Origin of the sequence: Bradyrhizobium semiaridum, from assembly GCF_020329505.1 — a bacterium.
Lineage (GTDB): Bacteria > Pseudomonadota > Alphaproteobacteria > Rhizobiales > Xanthobacteraceae > Bradyrhizobium > Bradyrhizobium semiaridum.
Map to the genome: position 1 here is coordinate 1 of NZ_JAGKJJ010000046.1, position 26,407 is coordinate 26,407.

Genomic DNA, 26,407 nt, shown 5'->3' on the forward strand with positions numbered 1-26,407 from the left:
GCGTGCCGGCTCGGTCACCAGCACGTATTTGGCCTTGCGTCCTTCGGCTTCGATCAGCGCCCGCGAGGTCGGGCTGCCGATCTCCTCGTCCGACACATAAAGCTGCGTGATGCCGAGCGGCGGCCGCGCGCTGTCGGCGCAGATCTGCCGGAACGCGTGATAGGCGAGATAGGCGCCGCCCTTCATGTCGTAGATGCCGGGGCCGAACGCGACGTCGCCGTCGATCTTGAACGGCAGGCGCTCGATGAATCCCATCGGATGCACGGTGTCGAGATGGCTGAGCACCAGGATGCCCGGCGCCTCCTGGCCCCAGCTCGAGCGCACTGCGAGATGATCGCCGCAGCCGTCGCGCCCTGCAACGCGCTCCACCGTAGCCGGCAGCTCGCGATAACCCGATGCGACGAGGTCGGCGAGCTTGTTGACCTGGTCGGGCCGCTCGGTCGGCGACTCGATCTCGACCCAGCGGCGGATGCCGTCGAGGATCGCCGCCGCGTCAAACGGGTTGCTGGACATGTCTGCTGTCGCCGCCTGTGAAACTGTTTGTCATTGCGCGCACACACCCGCGTGCGCCGGACTCACATAGTCCAGTTTAGACGATCTCTCAAACGCTTGTCGCTGGATCAGGCCTGGTCGGATGCCTCGCGCGAGGCGATCTGCTCGACCAGCTCGACGATGCTGCGGCGAAGCTTGGCGTCGTTGATGCGGGTGAAGGCGCGGGTCAACGCAAGGCCCTCGGCGGTGGCGAGAAAATCCGAGACATAGGTCGGCGAGGCGCCCTCGCTGAAGCCGTCTCCGCTCTTGGCGCTGCTCGGCCCGCCGTCGAACAGGAACGAGACCGGCACCTGCAGGATCTCGGAGATCTGCTGCAGCCGGCTGGCGCCGACCCGGTTGGTGCCTTTCTCGTATTTCTGCACCTGCTGGAACGTCAGGCCCAGCGCCTCGCCCAGTTTTTCCTGACTCATGCCCAGCATGATGCGTCGCATGCGGACGCGGCTGCCGACATATTTGTCAACAGGGTTGGGCGCTTTGGTGGACATCTCCAACTCTCCTAAGGGATCGAGCGCCGGTGGGCGAGGCTGGTTGGAACCGACTATGCCTCAGGCGCCGGTAGCGTCAAATCCTGCAGGGAGGATTGGGACGAAATGCGGACAATTTGCGCAAAGGGGCTGACTGAACTTGTGATTTCGCTCGGACCCGTACAATGCGAAGTGCACGGTCAATCTGTCAACAGGCGGAATCACGCGGGAGCAGATTTCGACGATTTTTCGGGTTCGGCGACAACCGGCGATATGCAGAGCTCAGGTTTTTCGCCTGGCAAAACGCTGCCGCAAGACGATTGCGAAGGCAACGAATACAATTACAGCGGCGGGGATGTTTCCGATACGCGCATAGATCGTCGGCGCGATGGCTGCCGGCAGGCCGGCGTCGAGCACGCCTTCGACGCCGAGCCCGAGCTGCGCGACGGTCCGCCCCAGCGGATCGATCACGGCTGATATGCCCGTATTTGCAGCACGCACCATCGGCAGCCCCTCTTCGATGGAGCGCATCCGGGCCTGCTGCAAATGCTGGTAGGGTCCGGTCGAGATGCCGAACCAGCCGTCATTGGTGAGGTTGATGATCCAGCCGGGTCGGTCGTCGCGCTCGACGACATTGGCGGGAAAGATCGCCTCATAACAGATCAGCGGCAGCGCGCGCGGGGCGTTCGGCACGTCGAGCGGCTTGCGCACCGTGCCCGGGATGAAGCCGCCCACCACCTTGGTGAGCTGCATGAAGCCGAGCTTCTCCATCCATTGCTGGAACGGCAGATATTCGCCGAACGGCACCAGATGCAGCTTGTCGTAGACCGACAGCACGCTGCCGTCATGGTCGATGACATAGATCGAATTGTAGGCGCGCGTGACGCGGACGCCGGCCGGCAAATCGGGCGCGCGCACCGACCCGGTGATCAGCACGGTTCCCCTGGGGAGCAGATCGGCGATCTGCGCCATCGCGTCGGCTTCGCGGGTCAGGAAGAAGGGAAAGGCGGATTCCGGCCAGATCAGGATGTTGGCGTCGGCGACGCCGGTGGAGTGCGGTCCCGACGCACGATCCGACAGTGTGAGATATTTTTGCATCACTGCCGCCTTGGCGGCGTAGTTGAACTTGGCGTCCTGCTGCAGGTCGGGCTGCATGATGCGCAGCTTCACGTTGGCGACCATCTGCGTCGGCGACAGTGACAGACGCACCGCGCCGAACGCCAGCATCGCCGCCAGAGCCGCCACCGCCATCACCGTTGCAAGCCAGGGCCTGCGGCCGCGTGAGAAACCGTCGATCAGAACGGCCGGGCTGGCGAAGATCGCAACCGTGAGGAACGTCATGCCCCACAGTCCGATCAATGATGCAGTCTGCGCCAGCGCCAGCGGCTCGCTCAGCGCATAGCCGAACGCGTTCCAGGGAAAGCCGGTCAGCACGTGGCCGCGCAGCCATTCCGAGATCGTCAGGCTGACCGCGAGCGCGAGCACGCGCGAGGCATCGCGCGGCCAGATCAGCCGCGCCAGCGCAAAGCCCAAGGCCGTGAACAGCGCCAGATAGGCCGGCAGGCCGAGCACCGCGAACGGCGTAAGCCAGGCGAAGGTCTGCGCATCGACGAAGAAGGCGTAGCCGATCCAGTACAGTCCCGGCACGAAATAGCCGAGGCCGAACCAGAAGCCGGACCACGCCGCCGCGGGCACGCCGCGCCAGCGCCCGGCGGCTGCGCCGTCGATCAGCCAGACTGCGACGGAAAAGGTCAGGAACAGCACCGGCCAGGCGTTGAACGGCGCCATCGCCAGCGCCGACAGCGCGCCGGCGGCCAGCGCGATCGCGGCACGCTTCCATCCCCAGGTCAGGATGATCGCAAGGGCGCCGGCGCGCAGTTTGTCTGACAGCGTCACTGCGGCCCGGCTCCGTCTCCGGGGGCCGGCGGGGTGTTGTCATTGGCCTGCGGCGTTCCGCTGTCAGACGATTGTTCGCGGCGGCGTTCGCGTTCCTTGCGGGCCGGCGGCCGTTCCTTGCGGGTCGAGATCCGCAGCCGCTTCACCCGCCTCGGATCGGCGTCGAGCACCTCGACCTCGAAATTGCCCGGACCCGAAATCACCTCGCCGCGCACCGGCAGGCGGCCGACGAACGACACGAGATAGCCGCCCAGCGTCTCGACTTCCTCGCCGGCATCGCCAGTGACAAAATCCTCGCCGATCACCGAGCGCACGTCGTCGAGGCTGGCGCGCGCGTCGGCGATGAAGGAGTTGTCGGCCTGGCGGACGATCGACGGCGGCTCGTCGGAATCATGCTCGTCATCGATTTCGCCGACGATCTGCTCGACGATGTCCTCAATCGAGACGAGCCCGTCGGTGCCGCCATATTCGTCGACGACGAGCGCAAGATGGATGCGCGAGGCCTGCATTTGCGCGAGCAGGTCGATCGCGCGCATCGATGGCGGGATGTAGAGCAGCTTGCGGATGATGTTGGCATCCGACAGCGGCAGCGCAAGATCGACCGCGCGCAAATCGAGTCCGGCCGGGAACGGTTTCTTGCGCCGCGTCTTGGTCGCTTCGGTGACGCGCGCGCGTGCGGTCATGAAGGCGAGCAGGTCGCGGATGTGCACCATGCCTTCGGGATCGTCGAGGGTCTCGTTGTAGACCACGAGCCGCGAATGCGCCGCGCTCTCGAACAGGCTCATCAACTCGCCGAGCGGGATGTCGCGCTTGACCGCGACGATGTCAGCGCGGTGCACCATGACGTCGGCGATCCGCCGCTCGTTGAGCGACAGGATGTTGCGCAGCATGGTACGCTCGATCGCCGAGAAGCCGACATCGTCAGGCGTCGAGGCATCGAGCACCACTTGCAGGTCGTCGCGCACCGAGCCGGCCTTCCAGCCGAACAGCGTGCGGATCGCGCGCACCAGCCAGCCTTCGGCGGCGGGACGCTGCACCTCGCCCTCGTGCACCACGGCGGGCAGGTTGCTCACGTTGCGCGGATTGTCGTGGGTCGGGTCGGAATCCGGCATGTCAGTCGATCCGATCCGCATAGGGGTCGGGAATGCCGAGCGTATCGAGGATCTTGCGCTCGAGGCTCTCCATGTCCTCGGCATCGGCGTCGTTCTCGTGGTCGTAGCCGACCAGGTGCAGGAAACCGTGCACCGCCAGATGGCTCAAATGATGCTCGAACGGCTTGCCTTCCTCGTCGGCCTCCCGCCGCGTCGTTTCATAGGCGATCGCGATGTCGCCGAGCATGCGCGGCGCATCGTCGTCGCTGCCGTCCCCGATCGGTTGCAGCGCAGGGAACGACAGTACGTTGGTCGGCTTGTCGATGTTGCGCCAATTGGCGTTCAGGGTGCGGATGCCGGCATCGTCGGTCAGCATGATCGCGAGCTCGGCGTCGCCGACATCGGCATCGGCGATGTCGGCCGCTGCCTCGATGGCGCGATGGATCACCGCGTCGGCAGTGGGCTCAGCCTGCCAGCACGTGGCGGTGACGAGGACCTCGGTTGCAGGAAAAGCGGACACGGTTTCAAAATCTGCGTTATGGCCGGAACCCGCAGCATGCGGGCTCGCGACCGAAGCTCTTGGTCTCAAGGTCTGGCGTTTGCCGGGCGTTGCGGCAATCCCTCATAGGCGGCCACGATGCGCGCCACCAATTCATGGCGGATGACGTCCTCGGCCTTGAAGTGCACCTGGGCGATACCTTCGACGCCGCCGAGCAGCTTGACCGCCTCGGCAAGCCCCGAGGCCTGGCCTTGCGGCAAATCGACCTGCGAGGGATCGCCGGTGACGATCATCCGGCTGTTCTCGCCGAGACGGGTCAGGAACATCTTCATCTGCATCGATGTGGTGTTCTGCGCCTCGTCGAGGATGATCGCGGCATTGGTCAGGGTGCGGCCGCGCATGAAGGCGAGCGGCGCGATCTCGATCTCGTTGCCCTGCAGCGCGCGCTCGACCACGCGCGCATCCATCAAATCGTACAGCGCGTCATAGATCGGGCGCAGATACGGATCGACTTTCTCCTTGAGGTCGCCGGGCAGGAAGCCGAGCCGTTCGCCGGCCTCGACCGCGGGACGCGTCAGGATGATCCTGTCGACCTCTTTGCGCTCGAACAGCTGCGCGGCATGCGCGACCGCGAGCCACGTCTTGCCAGTGCCGGCCGGGCCGATGCCGAACACCAGCTCGTGGCGCTTCAGCGCACGGATGTAGGAGTCCTGCGCCGCGGTGCGCGCACGCACCGCGCGCTTGCGCAGATTGATGGTCTCGAAGGTCGGCTTGGCGGTCTTGTTGTCGAACTCGAACAGCGAGCCCTGCGCGATCACGGCGCGGATCGCGCCTTCGACTTCGCCCTGATCGAGATCGTGGCCCTGGACGGCCTGCGCATACAGCGTCTCGAGCACGCGCCGCGCCGCATCGCAGCCGTCGCGCGAACCGGCGATGGTGACGTGATTGCCGCGGGAATCGACCACGACGCCGAGCCGCCGCTCGATCAGCGCGAGGTTCTGCCCGTAGGGGCCGACCAACGCGGATGCGGCACGGTTGTCGTCGAAATCGATGACGACCTGGGTCTCAGGCGGAGCTTGCATGTCGAGTTTGCGGCTGGGAGCGAGCGAAGACGAATCCGATGCGCTTTTTGGCAAGGATCTCAGGCTCCAATGGTCTGCGAAACAGTGTCAGGCGCGGACGGCGTCGCAAGCTCGCCCTTCAGGCTGTAGCGTTCGAGACTGTCGATCCGCACCGGCAGAATTTGCCCGATGATGTCAGGCGAGGCCATGACGTGCGCGGGCTGCAGATAGGGGGTGCGGCCGACGATCTGGCCGGGGTTGCGCGCGGCGCGCTCGAACAGCACGTCGACCGTTGTGCCGATCGCAGCCCGGTTGAAGGCCGATTGCTGGCTGTCGATCAAGTCCTGAAGCCGCCCCAAGCGCTCGTCCATCTCAGTCGCTGACACCGTCTCCTGCATCTCCGCCGCCGGCGTGCCCGGCCGGGGCGAATATTTGAATGAATAGGCTGCAGCGTAGCCGATTTGCGTGACAAGCGCGAGTGTGGCGGAAAATTCTTCCCTGGTCTCGCCGGGGAAGCCGACGATAAAATCCGATGAAAAAGCAATGTCTTGGCGTGCCGCTCGGAACCGGTCGATGACGCGCCGGTAGTCATCGGCGGTATGTTTTCGGTTCATGGCTGCGAGGATCCGGTCCGATCCGGATTGCACCGGCAGGTGCACGAACGGCATCAGCTCCGGAAGGTTGCGATGTGCTGCGATCAGGGAATCGTCGACGTCGCGGGGGTGGCTGGTCGAATAGCGCAGCCGCTTCACGTCAGGGATATCGGCAAGCCGCTGCAACAATTTGCCGAGCGACCAAGCGCGGCCGTCGGGGCCCTCGCCATGGTAGGCGTTGACGTTCTGCCCGATCAGGGTGATCTCGCGCACGCCGTTCTCGGTGAGCTGCATCACGTCGTCGACGATCTTGGCCACCGGGCGCGAGACTTCGGCGCCGCGCGTGTACGGCACCACGCAGAAGGTGCAGAACTTGTCGCAACCTTCCTGCACCGTCACGAAAGCGGAGATGCCGCGCGCGCGGATCGCGTCCGGCTTCGGCTGCGGCAGGAAGCCGAACTTGTCCTCGATCGGGAATTCGGTCTCCAGCGCGCGGCCATTGGCCTTCGCGCGCTTCAAGAGCTCCGGCAGATGATGATAGCTCTGCGGTCCGACCACGATGTCGACGGTCGGCGCGCGATGCACGATCTCCTCGCCCTCGGCCTGTGCAACGCAGCCGGCGACCGCGATCTTCATCTCGCGGCCCTGCCGCGCGGCCTCTTCTTTGGCGACGCGCAGCCGGCCGAGCTCGGAATAGACCTTTTCCGAGGCCTTCTCGCGGATGTGGCAGGTGTTGAGGATCACGAGGTCGGCGTCATCGGCGCTTGCCGTCTCGACAAAGCCCTCGCCGGCCAGCGTGTCCACCATGCGCTGCGCATCGTAGACGTTCATCTGGCAGCCATAGGACTTGATGTGCAGCTTGCGCGGCGTCGTCATGGAACCCAAAATCGTGGAATGGAAACGGCGCCATCCGGGGCGCGGGGCTCAGATATAGCCAAAAGGGGCGAAAATCCAGCGTTCCCGGCCTCGGTCCGTCCCGTCATTCGGGGGCGATCCGGCCGAAATTCGGGTCGTTTAACTCCCCTTGCAAAGGGGAGGTCGCTTTGCTCGCAGAGCAAAGCGGGTCGGGATCTGCTCTCTCCGCGTATGGCGTCGCCCGCGGCTGACCCTCATCCCCGGCCTTCCCCTTTCAGGGGAAAGGAGACGATTCCTCACGCGACAGGAGTCCTGGCCCCATCCGCGCAATCAGACCGGGCAACTCGCGCATATCGGCGAACGTCACGGTCGCTCCCGCCTTGTGCAGCAGGGCCTCATGTTCCGCCGTGCAATGGCTGCCGCCAAAGAAACCCAGCACCGTCATCCCGGCGGCGCGGGCGCCGGTGATGCCGGGCACGCTGTCCTCGATCACGACGCAGCGCGCCGGATCGGCCCCCATCTGCTTGGCCGCGAACAGGAACAGGTCGGGCGCAGGCTTGCCGCGCCTGACCTGGACGGCGGAGAAGATATGCGGCGCGAGCTGGTCGTAGAGCCCGGCGCAGGACAGACCGTGGCGGATCTTCTCTGGCGTGCCGCTCGAGGCGACGCATTTCGGCAAGGTCAGCGCGGCGATGGCGTCGCCGACATGCGCGATGGCGCTAAGGTCGTCGGCATAAAAGCTGAGCGTCGCCTGCTTGACCTCGGCCTCGAACGTCTCAGGCAGCGCACGGCCGAGCTCGGTCTCGACGATCTGCCGCGCCTCGCGGTCGGAGACGCCGAGGAAGCGCTTCAGCACGCCGTCCGGCGTGATCGGAAAGCCGTGACGCGTCAGCGTCTCGGCATGCGCGCGACAGGAGATCACCTCGCTGTCGACAAGCACGCCGTCGCAATCGAAGATGACGAGATCGATATTCACGCGACTAGGATTTGCTGTCTTCGTCGAGCGGCACGCAATAGAGCTCGAGGCGGTGATCGACCAGCTTGTAGCCGAGCTTGCGCGCGATTTCGGCCTGCAGCTTCTCGATCTCCTCGGAGGTGAACTCGATCACCTTGCCGTCGCGCAGATTGATCAGGTGATCGTGGTGGCTCTCGGGCATCTGCTCGTAGCGCGCGCGGCCCTCGCGGAAATCGTGGCGCTCGATGATGCCGGCGTCCTCGAACAGTTTGACGGTGCGGTACACCGTCGAGATCGAGATTTTGTCGTCGACCGCGACGCAGCGGCGGTACAGTTCCTCGACGTCGGGATGATCCATCGATTCCGCCAGCACGCGCGCGATGACGCGGCGCTGTTCAGTCATGCGCATGCCGGTCGCGGCGCAGCGCGCCTCGATGCCGGTATTTTTCTGCGCAGGCGGGATTTTCACCGTGGTCATGGTCCTTGGCGGGTTCTTGGCAGGTCCTCGGTGCGTCCCGTGGGCCTCGAGTGTCGGGCGCTGTTCTGCCATCGCGCGGATGTTACGACAAGTCGCGGCGCATCAGAAGCGCGTTCAGATGTTCCCCGCCGGGCTGCTTGTAGTAGCGTTCGCGGCGGCCAACCACGCCGAATCCGGCCCGTTCGTACAGGCGCCGCGCCGGCAGATTATTTTCTTCCACTTCCAAAAAGATGGTGCGGATGCCGCGACCGGCAAGATGGCCGAGATGGGTCAGCAGCAGGTTGCGCGACAGGCCGCGTCCGCGCTGGCTGCTATCGATCGCGATCGACAGGATTTCCGCCTCGTCCGCCGCCATGCGCGAGACCGCGAAGCCGATCACCTTGCGTCCCTGTCGCAGGCGATGCACCAGCGTGTTGCGCTCAGCGAGCATTGCCTCGAACTCGCCTTCGCCCCAGCCGCGGTGAAATGATGCGCCATGCAATTGCGCGAGCCGCGCCGCGTCGCGCAACGTCGCGGGCTCGACCGCGGGTGGCCCACCGCTCCACCACCGTGGCAGCCAGTCGATCATGTCGCGGGCGGCACGCTGACTTCGAGGCGATCCTTCGGTGGCTTGGCGTCGGGCGCGCGCAGATAGAACGGACGCGGCGGCGCACCGCCGGGATCGACGGCGGCGCCGATCCAGGCGACCCATGTGATGTCGGGCGCTGGCCGCGAATCCACCGCGGCCGGCGGCGCTGCGTCCGCGGGCCAGCGCGCGGCGAGGATATCGGCGGCATTGCCGACCAGATGCAGCGCGCCGTATTGCGTGGCTTCGAGCGCCTCCGCGATCGGCACCACCTTCGCCTTGACGATCGGACTGCCGTCGCCGGCCACCACCTGGAAGTAGACGTGATCGTGCCGCGCGTCGATCGCCGACAGGATCGGATGCTCCGCATTCACGGCGACCACGGGCGCGGCATAGGCGGCGAGCGTGGTCAACCCGACCGCCGGCTTCCCGGCGGCGAGCGCGATGCCGCGCGCAGCCGAAAGCCCGACGCGCAGGCCGGTGAAGCTGCCGGGGCCGGTGGTGACGGCGATGCGGTCGAGCGCGGTGAACGCGATGCCGCTCTCATTCATCACGCGCGCGATCAGCGGCATCAGCGCCTCAGCGTGGCCGCGCTGCATCGGCTGCGATTCGATGGCGATGGTATTGCCGGAGGTGGTGTCGAGCACTGCCGCGGAGCAGGCATCGAGCGCGGTATCGATGGCGAGAATCATCATGAGGGGGCGAATGGCGAGTAGCGAATAGCGAATATTGAATCAGAGCGGATTGCTATTCGCCATTCGCTATTCACCATTCGCCTCCCATTACATCGGCCGGACTTCCTGCACGTCCGGCACGAAATGCCGGAGCAGGTTCTGGATGCCGTGCTGCAAGGTCGCGGTGGATGACGGGCAGCCGGCACAGGAGCCCTTCATGTTGAGATAGACGATGCCGTCCTTGAAGCCGCGGAAGGTGATGTCGCCGCCGTCATTGGCGACCGCGGGACGCACGCGCGTCTCGATCAGGTCCTTGATCTGCTCGACGGTCTCGGCATCGGCCTCATCGAAGAACTCGTCGTCCCCATCGCTCGCCGCGTCGCAGGAGGCGCTGCCGTCGGCGAGCAGCGGCGCGCCGGACATGTAATGCTCCATGATGGCGCCGAGGATCGCCGGCTTGAGGTGCTGCCAGTCGCCGTCCGCCTTGGTCACGGTGACGAAGTCCGAGCCGAAGAACACGCCGGTGACACCGGGCACGGCGAACAGCCGCTCGGCGAGCGGCGAGCGCGCGGCGGTGTCCGGCGAGAATTCCATCGTGCCGTTGTCGAGCACAACGCGGCCCGGAATGAACTTCAGGGTGGCGGGATTGGGGGTGGCTTCGGTCTGAATGAACATCTGCTCTCTCCGGCGTCGCCGGTTCAAGGCCGGCGCGTTGGGGTTCCTTATAGCGCTTTCTTGCGAAGTGGTACCGCTCCGCATGAAGAAAAACGCGTCAAATCAAGGAGTCAGATGGCGATGGGGAACGCGTGATCAAGGCCCGGCAGGGCCCGGATATCCGGCGGATCGGCGGCCTTTCCACCCCTTACCGATCGTTCGACCGAAAGCCATTCCAGTTGCTGCCCGGGGTCCGGCGCAAATCCGCCGCCGCCCCTGATTGTGTCTGCGGCGAAATAGCAACACATCGCGTCAATTACCATCCGGCCGGCCGCAACCAATGGTTTTGTCGAGGCAGCAATCTGGAGTTGATCGGCAGTTCGTGAGAGCTTGGCCACTGGTCCTTTGGAGGCTGCCTTTGCTGCCCCGGCAGCGCAAATACTTTTGGAATACGGAAATGGTTGGCGGAAAATCGAGAGCCCTTGGTTCGGCGATTCGTCATGATCTTGTTCAGCTTCCGAGACGCCTATCGACTGACCGAGCCGGATGCCACCGCGTCTTGCTGCGAATAGCATCTCTGACCGGGCTGTCGCTTTCAGCGGCAGCCACGATGATCTTGCTGATGGTGCCACAAGCCGCGTGCGCCCAGAATTGGCTAGGCGGCGGCGTCAACAACACCAACTATAACGAAGCCACCAACTGGAGCACCGGCACGGTTCCTGATGCTGCGGGCGAAATTGCCGGATTTGGCAGCACCGGCTCCGCGACAATCAACGTGACGGCGGGTCCGATTGCGCCGCAATCCTGGAATTTTGGCTTCAATTCGCAGAATTACGTGATTTCCGGCCAGGACGTAAATTTCAGCAATGGTGTCACCAACGGCGCCTCCGCCGGCCGCAGCGTTTCAATCGCCAACAACATGACCGGCACGGATCTTTCACAGATCGGCGCCGGCACCCTGATACTGACCGGAGCGAACTCATTCACCACAACCTCTATTTTCGACGGCAAGCTGGTGAACGGAGGGACACTGCAAACCGAGGTCAGCGTCAAAGGCGGTACCTTCGTCAACAATGCCGGCGCGCTGGTGATCGGCAGCACCACCATTCTGAAGTTTGCCGCTGCGACCAATGCCGGCGGCACCCTCGGGGACGTGAACAATCTTGGTATCTTTCAAAACAACGCCGGTAATGCCGGCGCGGTGTTTAACGCCAATCGCGCGAGTAACGGCGGAACCATTGCCTCGCTGACGAGCGAAGGCCTCGATTTCACCAATACCGGGACCATCACCGGCCTCGCGGCAAACGGCTTTGGTGTGTTGACGACCACGGGCACCATCGGCGGCGGTCTAACGAATTTGGGAGCGGTTTATGCTTCCGGAACGATCAACGGGGTCATTCTGAATCGGTCACAGTTCAACGGGAGCACCCTGAGGGAGTCGGATGGTCTCGTCAAGGTCACCGGCAATCTGCTCGGGAACAACAGCTTCACGCTTTCGGGAAGTAACGCGAGGCTGATGGTGAATGGAGGAGACTTCACCGGAATCACGACGCTGACCAACAATTCGACGTCGACGAATGGCGTTGTCGTCGACGCGGGTCGACTGCTCAGCGCTGCGAATATCTCCAACAGCGCGGGGGCCTTCATCTCGAATTCGGGAACGCTCACCGCGACGGCCGGTCCCGTCGTCAACGCCGGCAACCTCAAGAACATCGGCGCCGCGTCCATTCTCAACGGCGGGCTATCCAACATTGCCGGCACAACCGACAACGCAGGCACGATCAATGGCGGCGCGACAGTGAGTGGTGGCGCGCTGAACACCGCTACCGCGACCAGTGTCGTCAATGGAGGGCTGACCAACTCGGCGACCGTCAATGCCGGAAATCAGGTCAACGGTGCCATCCAGAATCAGGGTTCAGGAGTTTTCTCGGTTGCCGGCGCGCTGGCCGGCAACAGCACTTTCACCAACAGCGACATGGCGCAACTCGCCGTCACGTCCGGTGATCTCTCCGGCATCACGACGCTGACCAACAACTCGGCCGCCACGAATGGTGTCGTGATTGCTGCCGGCCGAATGCTGAGTGCGGTGACGGTCAGCAACAATGCAGGCGGGTTCCAGAATTCAGGCGCGCTGGTGGTCGGCGCCGGCGGCTTCACCAACACGGGCGGTACCACGTTCAATAACGGCGTGATCACAGGCTCGGTCGGGATCAGCGGCGGCATCCTGACCGGTACCGGTTCGATCGTCGGCGCCGCCACGATCGCGAACGGCGGGACATTCGCGCCCGGCAACAGTACGGCCGGCAGTTCGATGAACATTACCGGCAACCTGGCTGTCCAGTCTGGCGCGCTCTATGCGATCCAGGTCTCTCCAGCCACGTCCTCGCTCGCCAACGTCACGGGTACGGCAACGCTGAACGGCGGCACGGTGCAGGCGAGTTTTGTGCCAGGCAGCTATATCGCCAGGCAGTACACCATCCTTCATGCGGCGGCCGGCGTGACCGGTGCCTTCAGCGGCGTGGTCAATACCGACCTTCCATTCGGCTTCATCCCGACGCTTGGATACGATGGATTCAATGCGTATCTGAACCTGGACCTCGGTCTTTCGCTGCCGAGCGGTCTCAACCGCAATCAGCAGAACGTCGCCAATGCGCTGACGAACTATTTCAACGCCAATGGCGGCATTCCGATGGTGTACGGCACCTTGACGGCGGCGGGGCTGTCGCAAGCGGCGGGCGAGACCGCGACAGGCTCGCAACAGACGACCTTCGATGCCATGACCCAGTTCATGGGCGTGATGACCGATCCCTTTATCGCTAGGCGAGGGGATGCGGTTTCCGGCGGCGGGAACGCAGCGGGATACGCCGACGAAAAGACGCTCGCTTATGCCACGCGGCACAAGGCAGGCGACGCCATGGCCGCAATCTATGCCAAGGCGCCGCCGCCGGCGCCGTTCGTGCAGCGCTGGAGCACCTGGGTCGCGGGATTTGGCGGCTCGCAAACCACCGACGCCAGCGCATCGCTCGGCACCAGCAACACGTCAAGCCGCGTCTACGGGGTTGCAGCCGGTGCCGACTACCCCCTTTCGCCGAACACGATTGCCGGCTTTGCGCTGGCGGGCGGCGGCACCGGCTTTGGTGTCAACGGCTTTGGCGGTGGTAGTTCCGATCTGTTCCAGGCCGGCGCCTTCATCCGGCACAATGCCGGCCCCGCCTACATCACGGCTGCGCTCGCCTATGGTTGGCAAGAGGTTACGACCGACCGGACCGTAACCGTTGCCGGTGTCGATCGGCTCCGCGCCCGCTTCAACGCCAATGCGTGGTCCGGCCGGGTCGAAGGCGGCTATCGGTTGATCGCCCCCGTCATGGGCGGGGTCGGGTTTACGCCGTATGCCGCAGGTCAGTTCGTGACATTCGACTTGCCGAACTACAGCGAGGCGGCGATTTCGGGCGTCAGCACCTTTGCCCTCGCTTACGCCGCCAAGAGTGTCGCCACAACGCGAAACGAGCTCGGGGTGCGCACCGACAAGTCGTTTGCGACGCAGGACGGTGTCTTCACGCTCCGCGGCCGCGCGGCCTGGGCGCATGACTACAATACTGACCGCACCGTCGCTGCCACCTTTCAGGCGCTGCCGGGTGCGACCTTCGTGGTTGGCGGGGTCCCGCAGCCGCATGACCTCGCGCTTGCGACGGCGTCCGCCGAATGGACATGGCTGAACGGATTCTCAGTTGCCGGCACATTCGAAGGCGAATTCTCCAGCGTCAGCCGCTCCTATGCGGGCAAGGGCGTGCTTCGCTACGCCTGGTAACAGAGGTCGGCTGGTTGCCTCGCCACGGAGGGAGCGGCCCACCGAGGCTGGCGGCGGCAACGCCCTACGACAGGGCATCGACCTCGGCGTCGGTCAGGCCGCCGGGCACGATGGTGACCGGGATCGGGAACGCGCCCATGGTCTTGGCCATGGTGGTGATGATCGGACCGGGCCCCTCGGCGCCCGGATTGGCGGCCAGCACCAGCATGGCGATGTCGACGTCCTGCTCGATCACGTCGAGGATCTGCTCGGTCGGGTCGCCCTCGCGAATCACCCGCTCCGGAGTGATCGCGGCGATGCCGTTGGCGCGGCCGGCGGCGCGGTCGAGCGCCTCGTTGGCGGCCTCCTCGGCCTCCGCGCGCATGATGTCGGCGACCCCGAGCCATTGCTGGTTCTGGTCTTCGGTCTCGATCACCCGCAGCATCACCACGCCGCCGCCGACCCGGATCGCCCACCGGCTGGCGTAATAGACCGCGCGATCCCATTCCGCGGTGTCGTCGACGATGACGAGGCATTTCGGCTTGTGGCCGGTCTCATAGCTGCGTCGCTGGGTGGTCATGCATGTCCCGGTGCTGAACCAAACCAACCCATGCTGCCACACTCCCTCTCCGTTTGGGAGAGGGAGTGCGCAGGTCTTGCCGAACGCGTCAGTGCGAGCGGATGAAGCCGACGATGTCCTTGGTCATGCGCATGGTCTCGTCGGCGAGGTCGCGGGCGCGGCTGGCGCCGTCGGCCAGGATGGCGTCGACATGGCCGGGATCGGCGACCAGTCTCTTCATCTCGCTGGCGATCGGCGCCAGTTTTGCGACGCACACCTCGACCAGCGCGTTCTTGAAGCTGGAGAACTGGCCGCCGCCGAACTGCGTCAGCACTTCCTGCTTGGAGATGCCGGCGAGCGCGGCGTAGATGCCGACCAGATTGTCGGCCTCGGGGCGCGGCTCGAGGCCCTTCTCCTCCGACGGCAGCGGCTCCGGATCGGTTTTCGCCTTGCGGATCTTCTGGGCGATGGTGTCGGCGTCGTCGGTCAGGTTGATCCGCGAATTGTCCGACGCATCCGACTTCGACATCTTCTTGGTGCCGTCGCGCAGGCTCATCACCCGCGTCGCCGGCCCGGTGATCAGCGGCTCCGGCTGCGGAAAGAACAGGCCGTCGGCGAAGCCGTGGCCGCGGATCGAATCCGAAAAATCGTTGTTGAACTTCTGCGCGATGTCACGGGACAGTTCCAGATGCTGCTTCTGGTCCTCGCCGACAGGCACATGGGTGGCGCGGTACAGCAGGATGTCGGCCGCCATCAGCACCGGATAATCGTAGAGACCGACGGAAGCGTTCTCGCGGTCCTTGCCGGCCTTTTCCTTGAACTGGGTCATGCGGTTCAGCCAGCCGATCCGCGCGACGCAGTTGAAGATCCAGGTCAGCTCGGCGTGGCCGGCGATCTGGCTCTGGTTGAACACGATGTGCTTGTTCGGATCGATGCCCGAGGCGATGAACGCCGCGGTCACCTCGCGGGTGTTGCGCGCGAGCTCGGCCGGGCCGCCCCAGACATCGATCCCCATCGTGATCGCGTGCATGTCGACGACGCAATAGATGCAGTTATGGGTCTCCTGCATCTTCACGAAGTTGACGATGGCGCCGAGATAGTTGCCGAGGTGCAGATTGCCCGTCGGCTGGACGCCTGAGAAAACCCGTTCAACGAACGCCATGGTCAAGATTCCCGGAAATGGCAGCTTTAGCGGCGTCGTTTGCCACTTAAGCCCTTTGTGCGCAAGTCAGGCCGGATGTCCTCGCTTGATGGCGCTGACGGCCTGTCGCCAGCCGGTCACGCCGAAAAGCTGCAAAAGCAGCCCATAAGCCAAAATGCCGGCGGCGATCAGCAGGAGCAGGGCGGCGGCCTGCACCAGGCCGTGCACGCCGGCCGGCAGCAGGCGGGCCGCGAGCCAGAGCAGGGCGCCCATCCCAAGCGCGGCGGCGAGGATGCGCGGCAGCCGGCGGCGGGCGTCGGCGTCGATCGAGAAGCCGAAGGTGGTCGCACCCCTGCGGATCAACGACAGCGCGTTGCTCCAGGCGCCGAGCGCGATCCCGGCGGCAACTCCGCTGGCGCCGTGAAGCTGACCGAACAGGAAGCCGGCGGCGATCGCGACCATGACGGCTTGCAGCGTCGCGAGCAGCGGCGTCAGCGTGTCCTCGCGCGCGAAGAACGCCGGCGACAGCGCCTTCACCAGCACATGCGCCGGCAAGGCCAGCGCCAGCCAGACCAGCGCCTGTGCCGTCGCGGCGGTGTCCTCGGCGGTGAATGCGCCGTGCTCGAACAGCAGGCGTACGATCGGTCCGCTCAGCACCATCAGGCCGAGCGTTGCGGGGAGCGCCAGTCCGGCCGCGAGCTCCAGCGCGCGTGATTCCGCATGCGCGATCGCGCCGTGCTCGCCGCTGCGCACCGCGCGCGTCATCTCGGGGATCAGCACGGTGCCCATCGCGACGCCGACGATGCCGAGCGGCAGCTCGAGCAGGCGGTTGGCGAAATAGAGCCAGGACACCGCCGCCGGCGCGCCCGAGGCGATCACCGCGCCTGCGACCATCAGCCATTGCGGCGCGCTGCTCGCGACCATGCCGGGAACCGCGCGGCCGAGAAAGCTGCGCATTTCGCCATCGAAGGAGACGCGCAGCGGCGAAGCGAGCGTTGCGCCGCGCAGCGCCAGCATCGAGAGCTGCAGCAGCCCAGCGATGCCGATCGTCGCCGCCATCACCAGCGCGGCCTGCACCGGGTCATGCTGCCGCACCAGCAGCACGGCCATCACCGAGATCAGCGCGATGTTGAACAGCAGCGGCGAGAACGCGGTCAGCGCGAAGCGGCCCTGCGCGTTGAGCAGCGCCATCATCACGGTGACGGGACCCGCGAAGGCGAGGTAGGGCAGCATCAGCCTCGCATCGTCGACGGCGAATTGCAGCGTGTCGCGGCCGATGAAGCCCGGCGCGATCAGAGCGATGACAAACGGCATCACGACGCCGATGACGAGCGCGGCCGCGATCACGGCGGCGCTGACCGTGCCGAGCACGCGGCCGGCGAAGGCGGTCGCCGCGTCGGCGCCGTCGCGCTCGCGAATCTTCAGCCAGACCGGCACCAGCGCCGCATTCAGCCCGCCCTCGGCGAGCAGCCGCCGCACCACATTCACCAGTTGGAACGCGGCCAGGAACGCATCCGCCACCGGCCCGGCGCCGAGCAGCGCCGCGATCACGGAATCGCGCACGAAGCCGAGCAGTCGTGAGGCCAGCGTTCCCGTGGAGACGGTGAGGAAGGAGCGGATCATGCGGCCTGTATAGCAGGCACATCCATTGCTTCCAGTAGCACCCTCTCAAACCCGTCACCTGAGAGGGTGTGAAGCTTTGTCGTCACCCACCGCTGTCATCGCCCGGCGATGACACTGAGCAAGTTGAGCAAACCAACCCGTCATCCTTCGAGGCTCGCTGCGCTCGCACCTCAGGATGACGGAACGGGGAGCTTCGGCCTCGGCTTGCTGGCATCATGGCTAACGTGATAGGCCGCACGCTTCTTGGATCGCAACGACAGGGCAGGTCAATGGCAGAGGCAAAATACGACGTTCTCGGGATCGGCAACGCGATCTTCGACGTGCTGGTGCAGACCGACGAGGCGTTCCTCGCGCGGCACGGCATGACCAAGGGCTCGATGCAGCTGATCGACGAAGCGCGCGCCACTGCGATCTACAGCGACATGGGCCAGGCGACCGAGGTTTCTGGAGGCTCGGCCGCCAACACCATCGTCGGCGTCGGCAGCTTCGGCGCCCGCGCGGCCTATGTCGGCAAGGTCAAGAAGGACCAGATCGGCGATCTCTACACCCACGACATCCGCGCCGCCGGCGTGACGTTCGAGACCAGGCCGGCCACGACCGGTCCGGCAACCGGCTGCTCCTACATCCTGGTGACGCCGGACGGCGAGCGCACCATGAACACCTATCTCGGCGCCGCGCAGGATTTGACGCCCGACGATATCGATCCGGCCCAGATCGCTGCAGCCGGCATCATCTATCTCGAGGGATATCTGTGGGATCCGAAGAACGCCAAGGATGCGTTCGTCAAGGCCGCGACCATCGCGCATGGCGCCGGCCGCCAGGTCGCGCTGACGCTGTCGGATTCATTCTGCGTCGACCGCTACCGCGACGAATTCCTCGATTTGATGCGCAAGGGCACGGTCGACCTCGTCTTCTCCAACGAGTCCGAGCTGCATTCGCTGTACCAGACCGCGGACTTCGACTCTGCGCTGAAGCAGTTCGGCAAGGATACGAAACTCGGCGTCGTGACCCGCAGCGAGAAGGGCTGCGTCGTGGTGTCGAGCGATGGCGTCACGTCGGCGCCGGCCTATCCGATCGACCGGCTGGTCGACACCACAGGCGCCGGCGATCTCTTTGCCGCTGGCTTCCTGGTCGGCCTGGTCCGCAATGTCGGCTATGAGAATGCCGGCCGTCTCGGCGCGCTCGCCGCAGCCGAAGTGATCCAGCACATCGGCGCAAGGCCGCTGGTGTCGCTGAAGGATCTTGCGAGGCAGAAGGGGTTACTGGCGTAGGGCGCCTCTTGCCTCTCCCCGCTTGCGGGGAGAGGCCGGAACGCATCGCAGATGCGTTCCGGGTGAGGGGGAGCTTCCGCGTACTCGCTGCTATCGAATTTGCGGAAGCGCCCCTCACCCCGCCCCTCTCCCCGTAAGAATGGGGAGAGGGAGCGAGAGAGAAGAAGTCCCTCACGCGGTCTTCGCCGCCTTCAGCCCCAGCCGCTGCTCCACGGCGTCCCGCATCACGAATTTCTGGATCTTGCCGGTCACGGTCATCGGGAATTCCTCGACGAACTCGACATAGCGCGGGATCTTGTTGTGGGCGATCTGGCCGTGGCAGAAGGCGCGCACCTCCTCGGCGGTGAGCGTCTCGCCGGCGCGGACGCGGACCCACGCGCACAGCTCCTCGCCATAGCGCTCGTCGGCGACGCCGAAGATCTGCACGTCCTGGATCTTCGGATGGCGGAACAGGAATTCCTCGATCTCTCTGGGATAGAGGTTCTCGCCGCCGCGGATCACCATGTCCTTGATGCGGCCGACGATGTTGCAATAGCCCTCATCGTCGATCACGGCGAGGTCGCCGGTGTGCATCCAGCCATTGGCGTCGAGCACGTCAGCGGTCTTTTCCTTCTCGTCCCAATAGCCGAGCATGATGCTGTAGCCGCGGGTGCAGAGCTCGCCGCGTTCGCCGCGCGGCACGATCTTGCCGTCGAGATCGACGACCTTGACCTCGACATGCGGATGGATGCGGCCGACGGTGGAGACGCGGCGCTCCAGCGGATCGTCGGTGGCGCTCTGGAAGCTCACCGGGCTGGTCTCGGTCATACCGTAGGCGATCGTCACCTCGCGCATGTTCATTTCGGTGTTGACGCGCTTCATCACCTCGATCGGGCAGGGCGCGCCCGCCATGATGCCGGTGCGCAGCGACGACAGGTCGAAGCGTTCGAACTCCGGATGGTCGAGCTCGGCGATGAACATGGTCGGCACGCCGTACAGCGTCGTGCATTTCTCCTGCGCGATCGTCGTCAGCGTCGCCAGCGGATCGAAGCCTTCGCCGGGATAGACCATGGTGGCGCCGAGCGTGACCGAAGCGAGGTTGCCCATCACCATGCCGAAGCAGTGATAGAGCGGCACCGGGATGCAGATGCGGTCCTCTTCGGTCAGCCGCATCGCGCGTCCCGTGAAGTAGCCGTTGTTGAGGATGTTGTGGTGGGTCAGCGTCACGCCCTTCGGCGAGCCGGTGGTGCCGCTGGTGAACTGGATGTTGACGGGATCGTCGAATTGCACGCTGTCGCCGAGCGCAGCAAGCTGCTCGCGATGCCGCGGGCCGCCCATCTGCGACACCCGTTCGAACGCAATCGTGCCCGGCGCCGTCGGGCCGCCGATCTGGATCACCGCGCGGAGTTGCGGCAGCCGTGCCGACCGCAACTGGCCGGGCTCGGAGCCTGCAAGCTCCGGCAGCAGCGTGTTCAGCATCTCGATATAGGCCGAGGTCTTGAACGCGGTCGCGGTGACGATGGCGGCGCAGCCGACCTTGCCAAGGGCGAATTCGAGCTCGCTCAGCCGATAGGCCGGATTGATGGTGACGAGGATCAGCCCTGCTTTGGCGGCGGCGAATTGCGTCAACGTCCATTCCGGCCGGTTCAGCGACCAGATGCCGATCCGCTCGCCGCGCGTCAGCCCGAGCGCCAGGAAGCCGGCGGCCAGCGCCTCGACCCGGTCGGCGAACTCGTTCCAGGTCCAGCGCACGCCGTGGCTGGGCGAGACCAGCGCCTCGCGCTCGCCCCACCGCGCGCGGGCACGGTCGAGGCTGCGGCCGATGGTTTCGCCGAGCAGCGGCGTATCCGAGATGCCGCAAACATAGCTGTCCGCCTTGGGCGCCGAAGCCTTGGGTATCAAGATCGTCCTCCTCGCGTGTCTCGTCGCGTTGAGCGCGATCTTAGTGGTTTGCTGCTGAACCGACAGGCCCGACCTATGGCGGGGTGTTGAAATGGATGCCTCCGTTCACCTCTCCCCGCCCTTTTGCGGGGAGAGGTCGGATCGCATCGCAGATGCGATCCGGGTGAGGGGCGAGGCACGCTGCGCACAATCGGCGAACTGTTCGCCGGATGGAGGCCCCTCACCCCAACCCTCTAAGAGCGAGCTTCGCTCGTCTCGACCCCGTGAGGAACGGGGAGAGGGAGCGCAGTCCCGTCGCGTCGCTACTCGACCTTCTCTCAGGCTGCCTTCTGCCCGCTGCCGGTAAGCCCGGCATAGATGCCACGCTCGAGGCTGGCGAAGGCTTCCAGGCTGTGCTTGTCGGCGAACGGCAGCAGCTGGGTCAGGATCACGCCGCAGACGTCCTGCGATGGATCGATCCAGTAATAGGTGTTGGCGAGCCCGGCCCAGGCGAGGCTGCCGGGGCTGCGGCCTTCCGGTGTCTGGGCGGTGTTGATCAGGAAGCTCAGCCCCCACTTCTTCACCTGGTCCGGATAGAGATCGACATCGTTGGTGAACGGCGGCGCCGCTGACGTCATCTTGGTGACGGAGAGGTCGCCCATCTGGTTCTGCGCCATCGCCGCGACGGTCTCCGGCTTCAGCACCTGGTTGCCGTTGCCCTTGCCCTTGTTGAGGATCATCTGGCAGAACTTGATGTAGTCGGCCGCGGTCGAGTACAGCCCGCCGCCGCCCATGTGGAATTCAGGAGCCTGCTCGAGTTCGAACGGGATCGCCGCCAGCGTGCCGTCCTCGCCGCGCGCATGCATGCCGACCAGCCGCTTGCGCATGTCGTCGGTGATCTTGAAGCCGGTGTCGCCCATGCCGAGCGGCGCGAACATGTTGTCGCGCAAATAGACATCGAGCGTCTTGCCGGACGCCGCTTCGACCGCCTTGCCAACGAAATCGATGTTGATGCCGTATTCCCAGCGCGTGCCGGGATCGCTCGCGAGCGGCGTCTTCAGCGCGGCATTGCTGCAGGAGATGATGCCGGGCGTGCCGGTCTTCTCCATGTATTTGCCCATGTCGGCGTTCCACAGGTCGTAGCAGAATCCCGCGGTGTGGGTCATCAGCTTGCGCAGCGTGATCGCGGTTTTCGCTGGCCGCAGCTTGGGCTCGCCGTTGGCATCGAACCCCTCCAGCACCTGCGGCGCGGCGAGGTCGGGCAGCAGCTTGCCGATCGGCTCGTCGAGCGACAGTCTGCCTTGCTCGACCAGTTGCATCGCGCCGGCCGAGGTCACGGCCTTGGTCATCGAGGCGATCCAGAACACGCTGTCCTCGGTCATCGCATCGCTCTTGGACAAATCGCGTTTGCCGAACGCGCCATGGTAGATGATGTCCTGGCCGGTGGCCGCGACGGCGACCACGCCGGGAATCTCCTTGGCCTCGCTCTTCTGACGCAACACCTGATCGATCTGAGCCTTGCTCTGCATGGGGCCTTCCTCCGGTGGGTTATTGTTCTGAAGGGCGGCGATCATCCTCCCGCTTTTCAGCGCCTGCAAGGCGGGCGGAGGGCCGCGATGTCGCGATGTCGTGAAGGTCGGCCGCGCAGGAACCGCCTTGCTCAACGAACGTTCACCACGCGCGCAGATTTTGCGGTGGAGTTGCCGGAAGCGCCGGTGACCGCTTAAGGCAGCCACGGTAACGTGATTGCGGACGCGATTTCCGAACCTGAATTTTTGCATTAACGCATTCAGATCGCTGCGCAAATTGCGTGGCTTGGGGATAATTTGAGGCAAATGGTTGCCACGGGCGCCATTGCGGGGACGCAGCAATGATTTCGACATGGAGCGAGTGGAAACGCTATCCGCGGCCCGGCCGCGGCGAGAATATCGAAGCGCCGATCAGTCCCGGCCTCTATGAGGTCCGTTACGCCGGTACCGGCGCGTTGCACTCCTTCGAGGCCGTCGACAATGTCGCGCAGGCGCTTTCGCTGCTGCACAGCGGGACGAAATCCTGGTTCGGCCGCCGCGACGCCAAGGCGCAGGCCGATCTCGAATACCGGACCTGCGCGACCTCGACCAAGGCCGATGCGAAGGCGGCCGCCGAACGCATGATCGGTCGCCGCGAGACCTATATGAGTGGCGGCGTCGTGTGACATCTCGATAAACGTCATTTCATGATGGTCTATCGTAATTGAGCGATTCCAGTAACTTAGTGCTGTCGCAGCCGATGACCAAAATCCTGCCCGCATTGCTCGCGCTGGCGATGATGACCGGCTCAGCGTCGGCGCAGCAGTGAGCGGCCGAACGATGCGACGAAAGCGAGCTGGCTGATGAATATGCGGAGACTGATCAACGAGTGGATCAAGTCGAACCACAGCGCGGTCCGCGAACTATCGATAGTCGATGGACTCACTGGCGTTGGTCCACTTTATTGCCACCTGATCGACCATGGTGCGTCGCCCGATGATGCAATTGCGGCTGTGAGAGCCTTTGTGGATGAAGTCTTCGCCATGAAGAAGGGTACGCCATAACGGGTCTGGTCCTTCGGACCGTTCCGGCATGACGATTGATAGAGCATCGCATTTGCGCGCAAGCAGGGTCGCGCCGGACACCGGTGCATCTCGGCAGGTTTCCCTCTATATAGGCGGCGAATACCCCCGGAATATTCGAGGAGTAACGCCATGACCCCACCCATCGCCGCACGCGCCACGCAATCCGCAGCATCCTCGCTCCAGGGGCGCCTGAAGGACCCGTCGCTGCTGCGCGACCGCTGCTATATCGACGGCGCCTGGGTCGGCACGCCCGAATTCGCCGTCAACAATCCCGCCACCGGCGCGGAACTGATCAAGATCCCGCAGCTCAGCGCCGCCGATGCGACCAACGCCGTCGAAGCGGCGCAGCGCGCGTTTCCGGCCTGGGCGAAGCTGACCGCCAAGCAGCGTTCCAACGTCCTGCGCAAATGGTTCGACCTGATCATCGCCAATCGCGAGGATCTGGCGCTGATCCTGACCTCCGAGCAGGGCAAACCGCTGGCCGAGGCGCTCGGCGAAGTCGACATCGGCGCCGCCTATGTCGAGTTCTTCGCGGAAGAGGCGCGCCGCGTCTATGGCGAGACCATCCCGACCCAGCGGCCGGATGCCCGCCTGCTCGCGATCCGCCAGCCGATCGGCGTCTGCGGCGCCATCACGCCCTGGAACTTCCCGAACTCGATGATCACGCGCAAGGTGTCGCCCGCGCTTGCCGCCGGGTGCACCGTGGTGCTGAAGCCGGCCAACGAGACGCCGCTGTCGGCGCTCGCGCTGGCGGCGTTGGCCGAGAAGGCCGGCGTGCCGAAGGGCGTCTTCAACATCATCACCGGCGATGCGCCGCCGATTGGCAAGGTGCTGTGCGAGCACCCGGCGGTGCGCTTCGTCGGCTTCACCGGCTCGACCGAGGTCGGCAAGATCCTGTACCGCCAGGCGGCGGTCGGCGTGAAGAAGCTCGGCCTCGAGCTCGGCGGCAACGCGCCCTTCGTGGTGTTCGACGATGCCGATATCGATGCCGCGGTCGAAGGCGCCATCGTCTCCAAGTACCGCAACATGGGCCAGACCTGCGTCTGCGCCAACCGCCTCTACGCCCAGGACAAGATCTACGATCAGTTCGTGCAGAAGCTCTCGAAGAAGGTCGCCGAGATGAAGATCGGCGACGGCACGGAAGCCGGCGTGACGCAGGGGCCGCTGATCAACATGGAAGCGATCGAGAAGGTCGAACGCCACATCGCCGACGCGGTAAAGGGCGGCGCCAAGATCGTGACCGGCGGCAAGCGCTCCGCGCTCGGCCGCAGCTTCTTCGAGCCGACCGTGCTGTCCGACGTGCGGCCGGACGCGCTGGTCTCGCAGGAGGAAACGTTCGGCCCGCTCGCACCGGTGATCCGCTTCAAGGACGAGGCCGACGTGATCGCGATGTGCAACGCCTCGCCGTTCGGCCTCGCCTCCTACTTCTACTCGCGCGACATCGGCCGGGTCTGGCGCGTCGCCGAAGCGCTGGAGTCGGGCATGGTCGGCGTCAACTCCGGCCTGATCACGACCGAAGTCGCGCCGTTCGGCGGCGTCAAGGAATCGGGCCTCGGCCGCGAAGGCTCGCGCCACGGCATGGATGAATATGTCGAAATTAAATACGTGATGATGGCGGGGGTGTGAGCCGCTGATTGCTCGTGACCCGGATGAGCGAAGCGATATCCGGGACCGATCCATCGCGCGGTAGCCCGGATATCGCTACGTCCATCCGGGCTACGCTATTTGCGCCATGAGCCGGTTCTGATTGAGTCAGAGCCGGGCTTGACTGTCGTCCAGATACGTCGCGAAACCCGAGCCGGATTTCGCCGGTGTCCTTGATCTTGACCCAAGGGTGCCGACGGGCGACTGGCTGTGGGCTGGCGTGGCTCCCGATAGTCGCACTAAAGACTAGAAAAATCAAATGCTTGGTCGATTGACTCGGCGGGGCGTCTCATGACGCCGGAGCATTGGATACAACTGTGCCAGATTTGATACATACGATTGCATAATCGGCGGTGGAATTTTATACAATAATAGCCGATCGGATACTCTACCGAACGGTGCGCATCGCGGAGAAGCCGATGAAACCCGGAACCGCCATCGGCAATCGAGCAGCCGGACCCCACGGGTCCGCGCCGGCCGCGGTGCGGGCGGCGCTGCGGGCCGCGATCAGCTCGGGCCAGTTCGCGCCCGGCGCCCAACTGCGTCAGGACGAGCTCGCCGCGCGGTTCGGGACCAGCCGCATCCCGGTGCGCGAGGCGCTGCGCCAGCTCGAGGCCGAAGGTTTCGTGACGATCCTGCCCAACCGTGGCGCCGTCGTCTCCGACTTGTCGGTCGACGAGGTGGTCGAGCTGCTCGAGATCCGGATTGCGCTCGAATGCCACGCCTTGCGGCTGGCGATCCCGGCGATGGGCGAGATCGATATTGACGAAGCAACGCGGATCCTCCGCGCTTACGACTCCGAGCCCGATCCGGCGCAATGGGGCGCCTTCAGCTGGAGATTCCACGCCACGCTCTACGCGCCGTGCAATCGCCCGCGCCTGCTCGGCATGATCGAGACGAATTACGGCCATGTCAGCCGCTTCACGCGGGCGCTGGTGTCGCAGGCGCCGGGCAAGGAGCGTCCGCAGCGCGAGCATTACCGGCTGCTCGAACTCTGCCGCGACGGCGAGGCCAAGAAGGCCGTCCGGCTGCTGCGCGAACATATCGAGGAGATGCAAAAGACGCTGCGCTCGGCGCAGCGTCAGGCCGCGCGGGATGCCGGCCCGGAACGCTGAATCCTGGTGAACGGTGCGGGCATCGTCGGCATCGCCATGGCACGCCATGCGGACAAGAGTCTGATGGCCGAACTCGAAGCGAGCGCAAGCCGCGAGCTGTTGGAGCCTTCGTAGCCCGGATGCAGCGAAGCGAAATCCGGGACCACCATATCTGCATACACGAACCCCGGATTACGCTCCGCTGCATCCGGGCTACGGGCCGTCTTCTCCTTCCCCGAAAGGGGGAAGGTCCGGATGGGGTCTGCCGCAGGCGATGCTCTTCGTGGAGAGACCGGATCCAGACCCGCTGTTCTGGCGAGCGAAGCGACCTCCCCTTTTGAAGTGGAGGTTTGGCATCGCGCAGTTCAGTGGGCCCTATTCGAGCCACGCACTTTGCCTCCCTTCAGGCGGCTAGGGCGCGTGTGTCGTTTCGGAATATTAGAATAATACCCCTGAGTTGCCCGACATGTCAAGCCGCCGTTTCGACCGATTTCGATC

General features: G+C 65.0%; 23 protein-coding genes. 5 read left to right on the top strand and 18 right to left on the bottom strand.

Annotation, left to right across the window (positions count from 1 at the left end):
* The 13 genes from J6500_RS30135 to J6500_RS30195 all read right to left on the bottom strand — a co-directional run.
* On the bottom strand, positions 1 to 513 hold a 513-nt coding region (locus J6500_RS30135; RefSeq protein WP_225716336.1), incomplete at its 3' end, for a M20/M25/M40 family metallo-hydrolase.
* 107 nt (positions 514 to 620) lie between these two features.
* Complete coding sequence (locus J6500_RS30140; protein WP_225716337.1) at positions 621 to 1,037, bottom strand: helix-turn-helix domain-containing protein; 417 nt, start codon at positions 1,035 to 1,037, stop codon at positions 621 to 623.
* A 261-nt stretch (positions 1,038 to 1,298) separates the two neighbouring features.
* Complete coding sequence (lnt, locus tag J6500_RS30145; RefSeq protein WP_225716338.1) at positions 1,299 to 2,912, bottom strand: apolipoprotein N-acyltransferase; 1,614 nt, start codon at positions 2,910 to 2,912, stop codon at positions 1,299 to 1,301.
* On the bottom strand, positions 2,909 to 4,024 hold the full coding sequence (locus J6500_RS30150; protein ID WP_225716339.1) for a hemolysin family protein: 1,116 nt from the start codon (positions 4,022 to 4,024) through the stop codon (positions 2,909 to 2,911). The genes lnt and J6500_RS30150 overlap by 4 nt, the downstream gene beginning before the upstream one ends.
* A 1-nt stretch (position 4,025) precedes the next feature.
* Positions 4,026 to 4,523 carry an rRNA maturation RNase YbeY gene (ybeY, locus tag J6500_RS30155; RefSeq protein WP_225716340.1) on the bottom strand — a complete coding sequence of 166 codons (498 nt, stop codon included), beginning with the start codon at positions 4,521 to 4,523 and terminating at the stop codon, positions 4,026 to 4,028.
* A 65-nt stretch (positions 4,524 to 4,588) separates the two neighbouring features.
* The gene (locus J6500_RS30160; RefSeq protein ID WP_225716341.1) at positions 4,589 to 5,584 is read right to left on the bottom strand and encodes a PhoH family protein; all 996 of its coding nucleotides are present in this window, start codon (positions 5,582 to 5,584) and stop codon (positions 4,589 to 4,591) included.
* Positions 5,585 to 5,643: 59 nt separating this feature from the next.
* Positions 5,644 to 7,032 carry a tRNA (N6-isopentenyl adenosine(37)-C2)-methylthiotransferase MiaB gene (gene miaB / locus J6500_RS30165; RefSeq protein ID WP_225716342.1) on the bottom strand — a complete coding sequence of 463 codons (1,389 nt, stop codon included), beginning with the start codon at positions 7,030 to 7,032 and terminating at the stop codon, positions 5,644 to 5,646.
* A 253-nt stretch (positions 7,033 to 7,285) separates the two neighbouring features.
* Positions 7,286 to 7,987 (bottom strand): HAD family hydrolase, encoded by a 702-nt coding sequence (locus J6500_RS30170; RefSeq protein WP_225716343.1) that lies wholly within the window; start codon positions 7,985 to 7,987, stop codon positions 7,286 to 7,288.
* Between the two features lie 4 nt (positions 7,988 to 7,991).
* Positions 7,992 to 8,444, bottom strand: coding sequence for a Fur family transcriptional regulator (locus J6500_RS30175; protein WP_211985684.1), 453 nt, complete (start codon positions 8,442 to 8,444; stop codon positions 7,992 to 7,994).
* An 82-nt stretch (positions 8,445 to 8,526) separates the two neighbouring features.
* Positions 8,527 to 9,012 (bottom strand): ribosomal protein S18-alanine N-acetyltransferase, encoded by a 486-nt coding sequence (gene rimI, locus J6500_RS30180; RefSeq protein ID WP_225716344.1) that lies wholly within the window; start codon positions 9,010 to 9,012, stop codon positions 8,527 to 8,529.
* Positions 9,009 to 9,704: a tRNA (adenosine(37)-N6)-threonylcarbamoyltransferase complex dimerization subunit type 1 TsaB gene (gene tsaB, locus J6500_RS30185; RefSeq protein WP_225716345.1), complete on the bottom strand. Its 696-nt coding sequence runs from the start codon at positions 9,702 to 9,704 to the stop codon at positions 9,009 to 9,011. The genes rimI and tsaB overlap by 4 nt, the downstream gene beginning before the upstream one ends.
* Before the next feature lie 87 nt (positions 9,705 to 9,791).
* Positions 9,792 to 10,358 carry a NifU family protein gene (locus tag J6500_RS30190; RefSeq protein WP_225716346.1) on the bottom strand — a complete coding sequence of 189 codons (567 nt, stop codon included), beginning with the start codon at positions 10,356 to 10,358 and terminating at the stop codon, positions 9,792 to 9,794.
* A gap of 110 nt (positions 10,359 to 10,468) precedes the next feature.
* Complete coding sequence (locus J6500_RS30195) at positions 10,469 to 10,912, bottom strand: hypothetical protein (protein WP_225716347.1); 444 nt, start codon at positions 10,910 to 10,912, stop codon at positions 10,469 to 10,471.
* Between the two features lie 35 nt (positions 10,913 to 10,947).
* Between J6500_RS30195 and J6500_RS30200 the strand changes: the two genes are divergently transcribed.
* A complete protein-coding gene (locus J6500_RS30200; RefSeq protein ID WP_225716348.1) occupies positions 10,948 to 14,145 on the top strand; it encodes an autotransporter outer membrane beta-barrel domain-containing protein in 3,198 nt (1,065 codons plus the stop codon).
* Between the two features lie 64 nt (positions 14,146 to 14,209).
* Here the strand turns inward: J6500_RS30200 and J6500_RS30205 are convergent, their stop codons facing one another.
* The 3 genes from J6500_RS30205 to murJ all read right to left on the bottom strand — a co-directional run bounded on the left by J6500_RS30205 (position 14,210) and on the right by murJ (position 17,447).
* Positions 14,210 to 14,704, bottom strand: coding sequence for a universal stress protein (locus J6500_RS30205; RefSeq protein ID WP_225716349.1), 495 nt, complete (start codon positions 14,702 to 14,704; stop codon positions 14,210 to 14,212).
* An 88-nt stretch (positions 14,705 to 14,792) separates the two neighbouring features.
* On the bottom strand, positions 14,793 to 15,845 hold the full coding sequence (gene trpS, locus J6500_RS30210) for a tryptophan--tRNA ligase (RefSeq protein WP_225716350.1): 1,053 nt from the start codon (positions 15,843 to 15,845) through the stop codon (positions 14,793 to 14,795).
* Between the two features lie 66 nt (positions 15,846 to 15,911).
* Positions 15,912 to 17,447 carry a murein biosynthesis integral membrane protein MurJ gene (gene murJ / locus J6500_RS30215; RefSeq protein WP_225716351.1) on the bottom strand — a complete coding sequence of 512 codons (1,536 nt, stop codon included), beginning with the start codon at positions 17,445 to 17,447 and terminating at the stop codon, positions 15,912 to 15,914.
* Positions 17,448 to 17,716: 269 nt separating this feature from the next.
* Between murJ and J6500_RS30220 the strand changes: the two genes are divergently transcribed.
* The gene (locus J6500_RS30220; RefSeq protein ID WP_225716352.1) at positions 17,717 to 18,718 is read left to right on the top strand and encodes an adenosine kinase; all 1,002 of its coding nucleotides are present in this window, start codon (positions 17,717 to 17,719) and stop codon (positions 18,716 to 18,718) included.
* Between the two features lie 171 nt (positions 18,719 to 18,889).
* On the opposite strand, the gene J6500_RS30225 is transcribed toward J6500_RS30220, so the two are convergent.
* Both J6500_RS30225 and J6500_RS30230 read right to left on the bottom strand, forming a co-directional pair.
* Positions 18,890 to 20,599, bottom strand: a complete 1,710-nt coding sequence (locus tag J6500_RS30225; protein ID WP_249781733.1) for an AMP-binding protein — start codon at positions 20,597 to 20,599, stop codon at positions 18,890 to 18,892.
* 317 nt (positions 20,600 to 20,916) lie between these two features.
* On the bottom strand, positions 20,917 to 22,107 hold the full coding sequence (locus tag J6500_RS30230) for a serine hydrolase domain-containing protein (RefSeq protein WP_225716353.1): 1,191 nt from the start codon (positions 22,105 to 22,107) through the stop codon (positions 20,917 to 20,919).
* A gap of 341 nt (positions 22,108 to 22,448) precedes the next feature.
* On the opposite strand from J6500_RS30230, the gene J6500_RS30235 reads away from it, so the two are divergent.
* The 3 genes from J6500_RS30235 (at position 22,449) to J6500_RS30245 (ending at position 25,930) form a co-directional block, all read left to right on the top strand.
* Positions 22,449 to 22,772: a hypothetical protein gene (locus J6500_RS30235; protein WP_225716354.1), complete on the top strand. Its 324-nt coding sequence runs from the start codon at positions 22,449 to 22,451 to the stop codon at positions 22,770 to 22,772.
* 528 nt (positions 22,773 to 23,300) lie between these two features.
* Entirely contained in the window at positions 23,301 to 24,797 is a 1,497-nt protein-coding gene (locus tag J6500_RS30240) for an NAD-dependent succinate-semialdehyde dehydrogenase (protein ID WP_225716355.1), read from the top strand.
* Positions 24,798 to 25,234: 437 nt separating this feature from the next.
* Positions 25,235 to 25,930: a GntR family transcriptional regulator gene (locus J6500_RS30245; protein ID WP_225716356.1), complete on the top strand. Its 696-nt coding sequence runs from the start codon at positions 25,235 to 25,237 to the stop codon at positions 25,928 to 25,930.
* Positions 25,931 to 26,407 lie beyond the last annotated feature (477 nt).

Excerpts from the sequence above, each read along its gene's own strand:
- J6500_RS30160 (WP_225716341.1), bottom strand. The coding sequence starts at position 5,584 with ATGCAAGCTCCGCCTGAGACCCAGGTCGTCATCGATTTCGACGACAAC.
- J6500_RS30220 (WP_225716352.1), top strand. The coding sequence starts at position 17,717 with ATGGCAGAGGCAAAATACGACGTTCTCGGGATCGGCAACGCGATCTTC.
- J6500_RS30150 (WP_225716339.1), bottom strand. The coding sequence starts at position 4,024 with ATGCCGGATTCCGACCCGACCCACGACAATCCGCGCAACGTGAGCAAC.
- J6500_RS30140 (WP_225716337.1), bottom strand. The coding sequence starts at position 1,037 with ATGTCCACCAAAGCGCCCAACCCTGTTGACAAATATGTCGGCAGCCGC.
- J6500_RS30175 (WP_211985684.1), bottom strand. The coding sequence starts at position 8,444 with ATGACCACGGTGAAAATCCCGCCTGCGCAGAAAAATACCGGCATCGAG.
- murJ (WP_225716351.1), bottom strand. The coding sequence starts at position 17,447 with ATGATCCGCTCCTTCCTCACCGTCTCCACGGGAACGCTGGCCTCACGA.
- rimI (WP_225716344.1), bottom strand. The coding sequence starts at position 9,012 with ATGATCGACTGGCTGCCACGGTGGTGGAGCGGTGGGCCACCCGCGGTC.
- miaB (WP_225716342.1), bottom strand. The coding sequence starts at position 7,032 with ATGACGACGCCGCGCAAGCTGCACATCAAGTCCTATGGCTGCCAGATG.
- trpS (WP_225716350.1), bottom strand. The coding sequence starts at position 15,845 with ATGGCGTTCGTTGAACGGGTTTTCTCAGGCGTCCAGCCGACGGGCAAT.
- J6500_RS30245 (WP_225716356.1), top strand. The coding sequence starts at position 25,235 with ATGAAACCCGGAACCGCCATCGGCAATCGAGCAGCCGGACCCCACGGG.
- J6500_RS30240 (WP_225716355.1), top strand. The coding sequence starts at position 23,301 with ATGACCCCACCCATCGCCGCACGCGCCACGCAATCCGCAGCATCCTCG.
- J6500_RS30205 (WP_225716349.1), bottom strand. The coding sequence starts at position 14,704 with ATGACCACCCAGCGACGCAGCTATGAGACCGGCCACAAGCCGAAATGC.
- J6500_RS30235 (WP_225716354.1), top strand. The coding sequence starts at position 22,449 with ATGATTTCGACATGGAGCGAGTGGAAACGCTATCCGCGGCCCGGCCGC.
- tsaB (WP_225716345.1), bottom strand. The coding sequence starts at position 9,704 with ATGATGATTCTCGCCATCGATACCGCGCTCGATGCCTGCTCCGCGGCA.
- J6500_RS30195 (WP_225716347.1), bottom strand. The coding sequence starts at position 10,912 with ATGCTATTCGCAGCAAGACGCGGTGGCATCCGGCTCGGTCAGTCGATA.
- J6500_RS30200 (WP_225716348.1), top strand. The coding sequence starts at position 10,948 with ATGATCTTGCTGATGGTGCCACAAGCCGCGTGCGCCCAGAATTGGCTA.
- J6500_RS30230 (WP_225716353.1), bottom strand. The coding sequence starts at position 22,107 with ATGCAGAGCAAGGCTCAGATCGATCAGGTGTTGCGTCAGAAGAGCGAG.
- J6500_RS30190 (WP_225716346.1), bottom strand. The coding sequence starts at position 10,358 with ATGTTCATTCAGACCGAAGCCACCCCCAATCCCGCCACCCTGAAGTTC.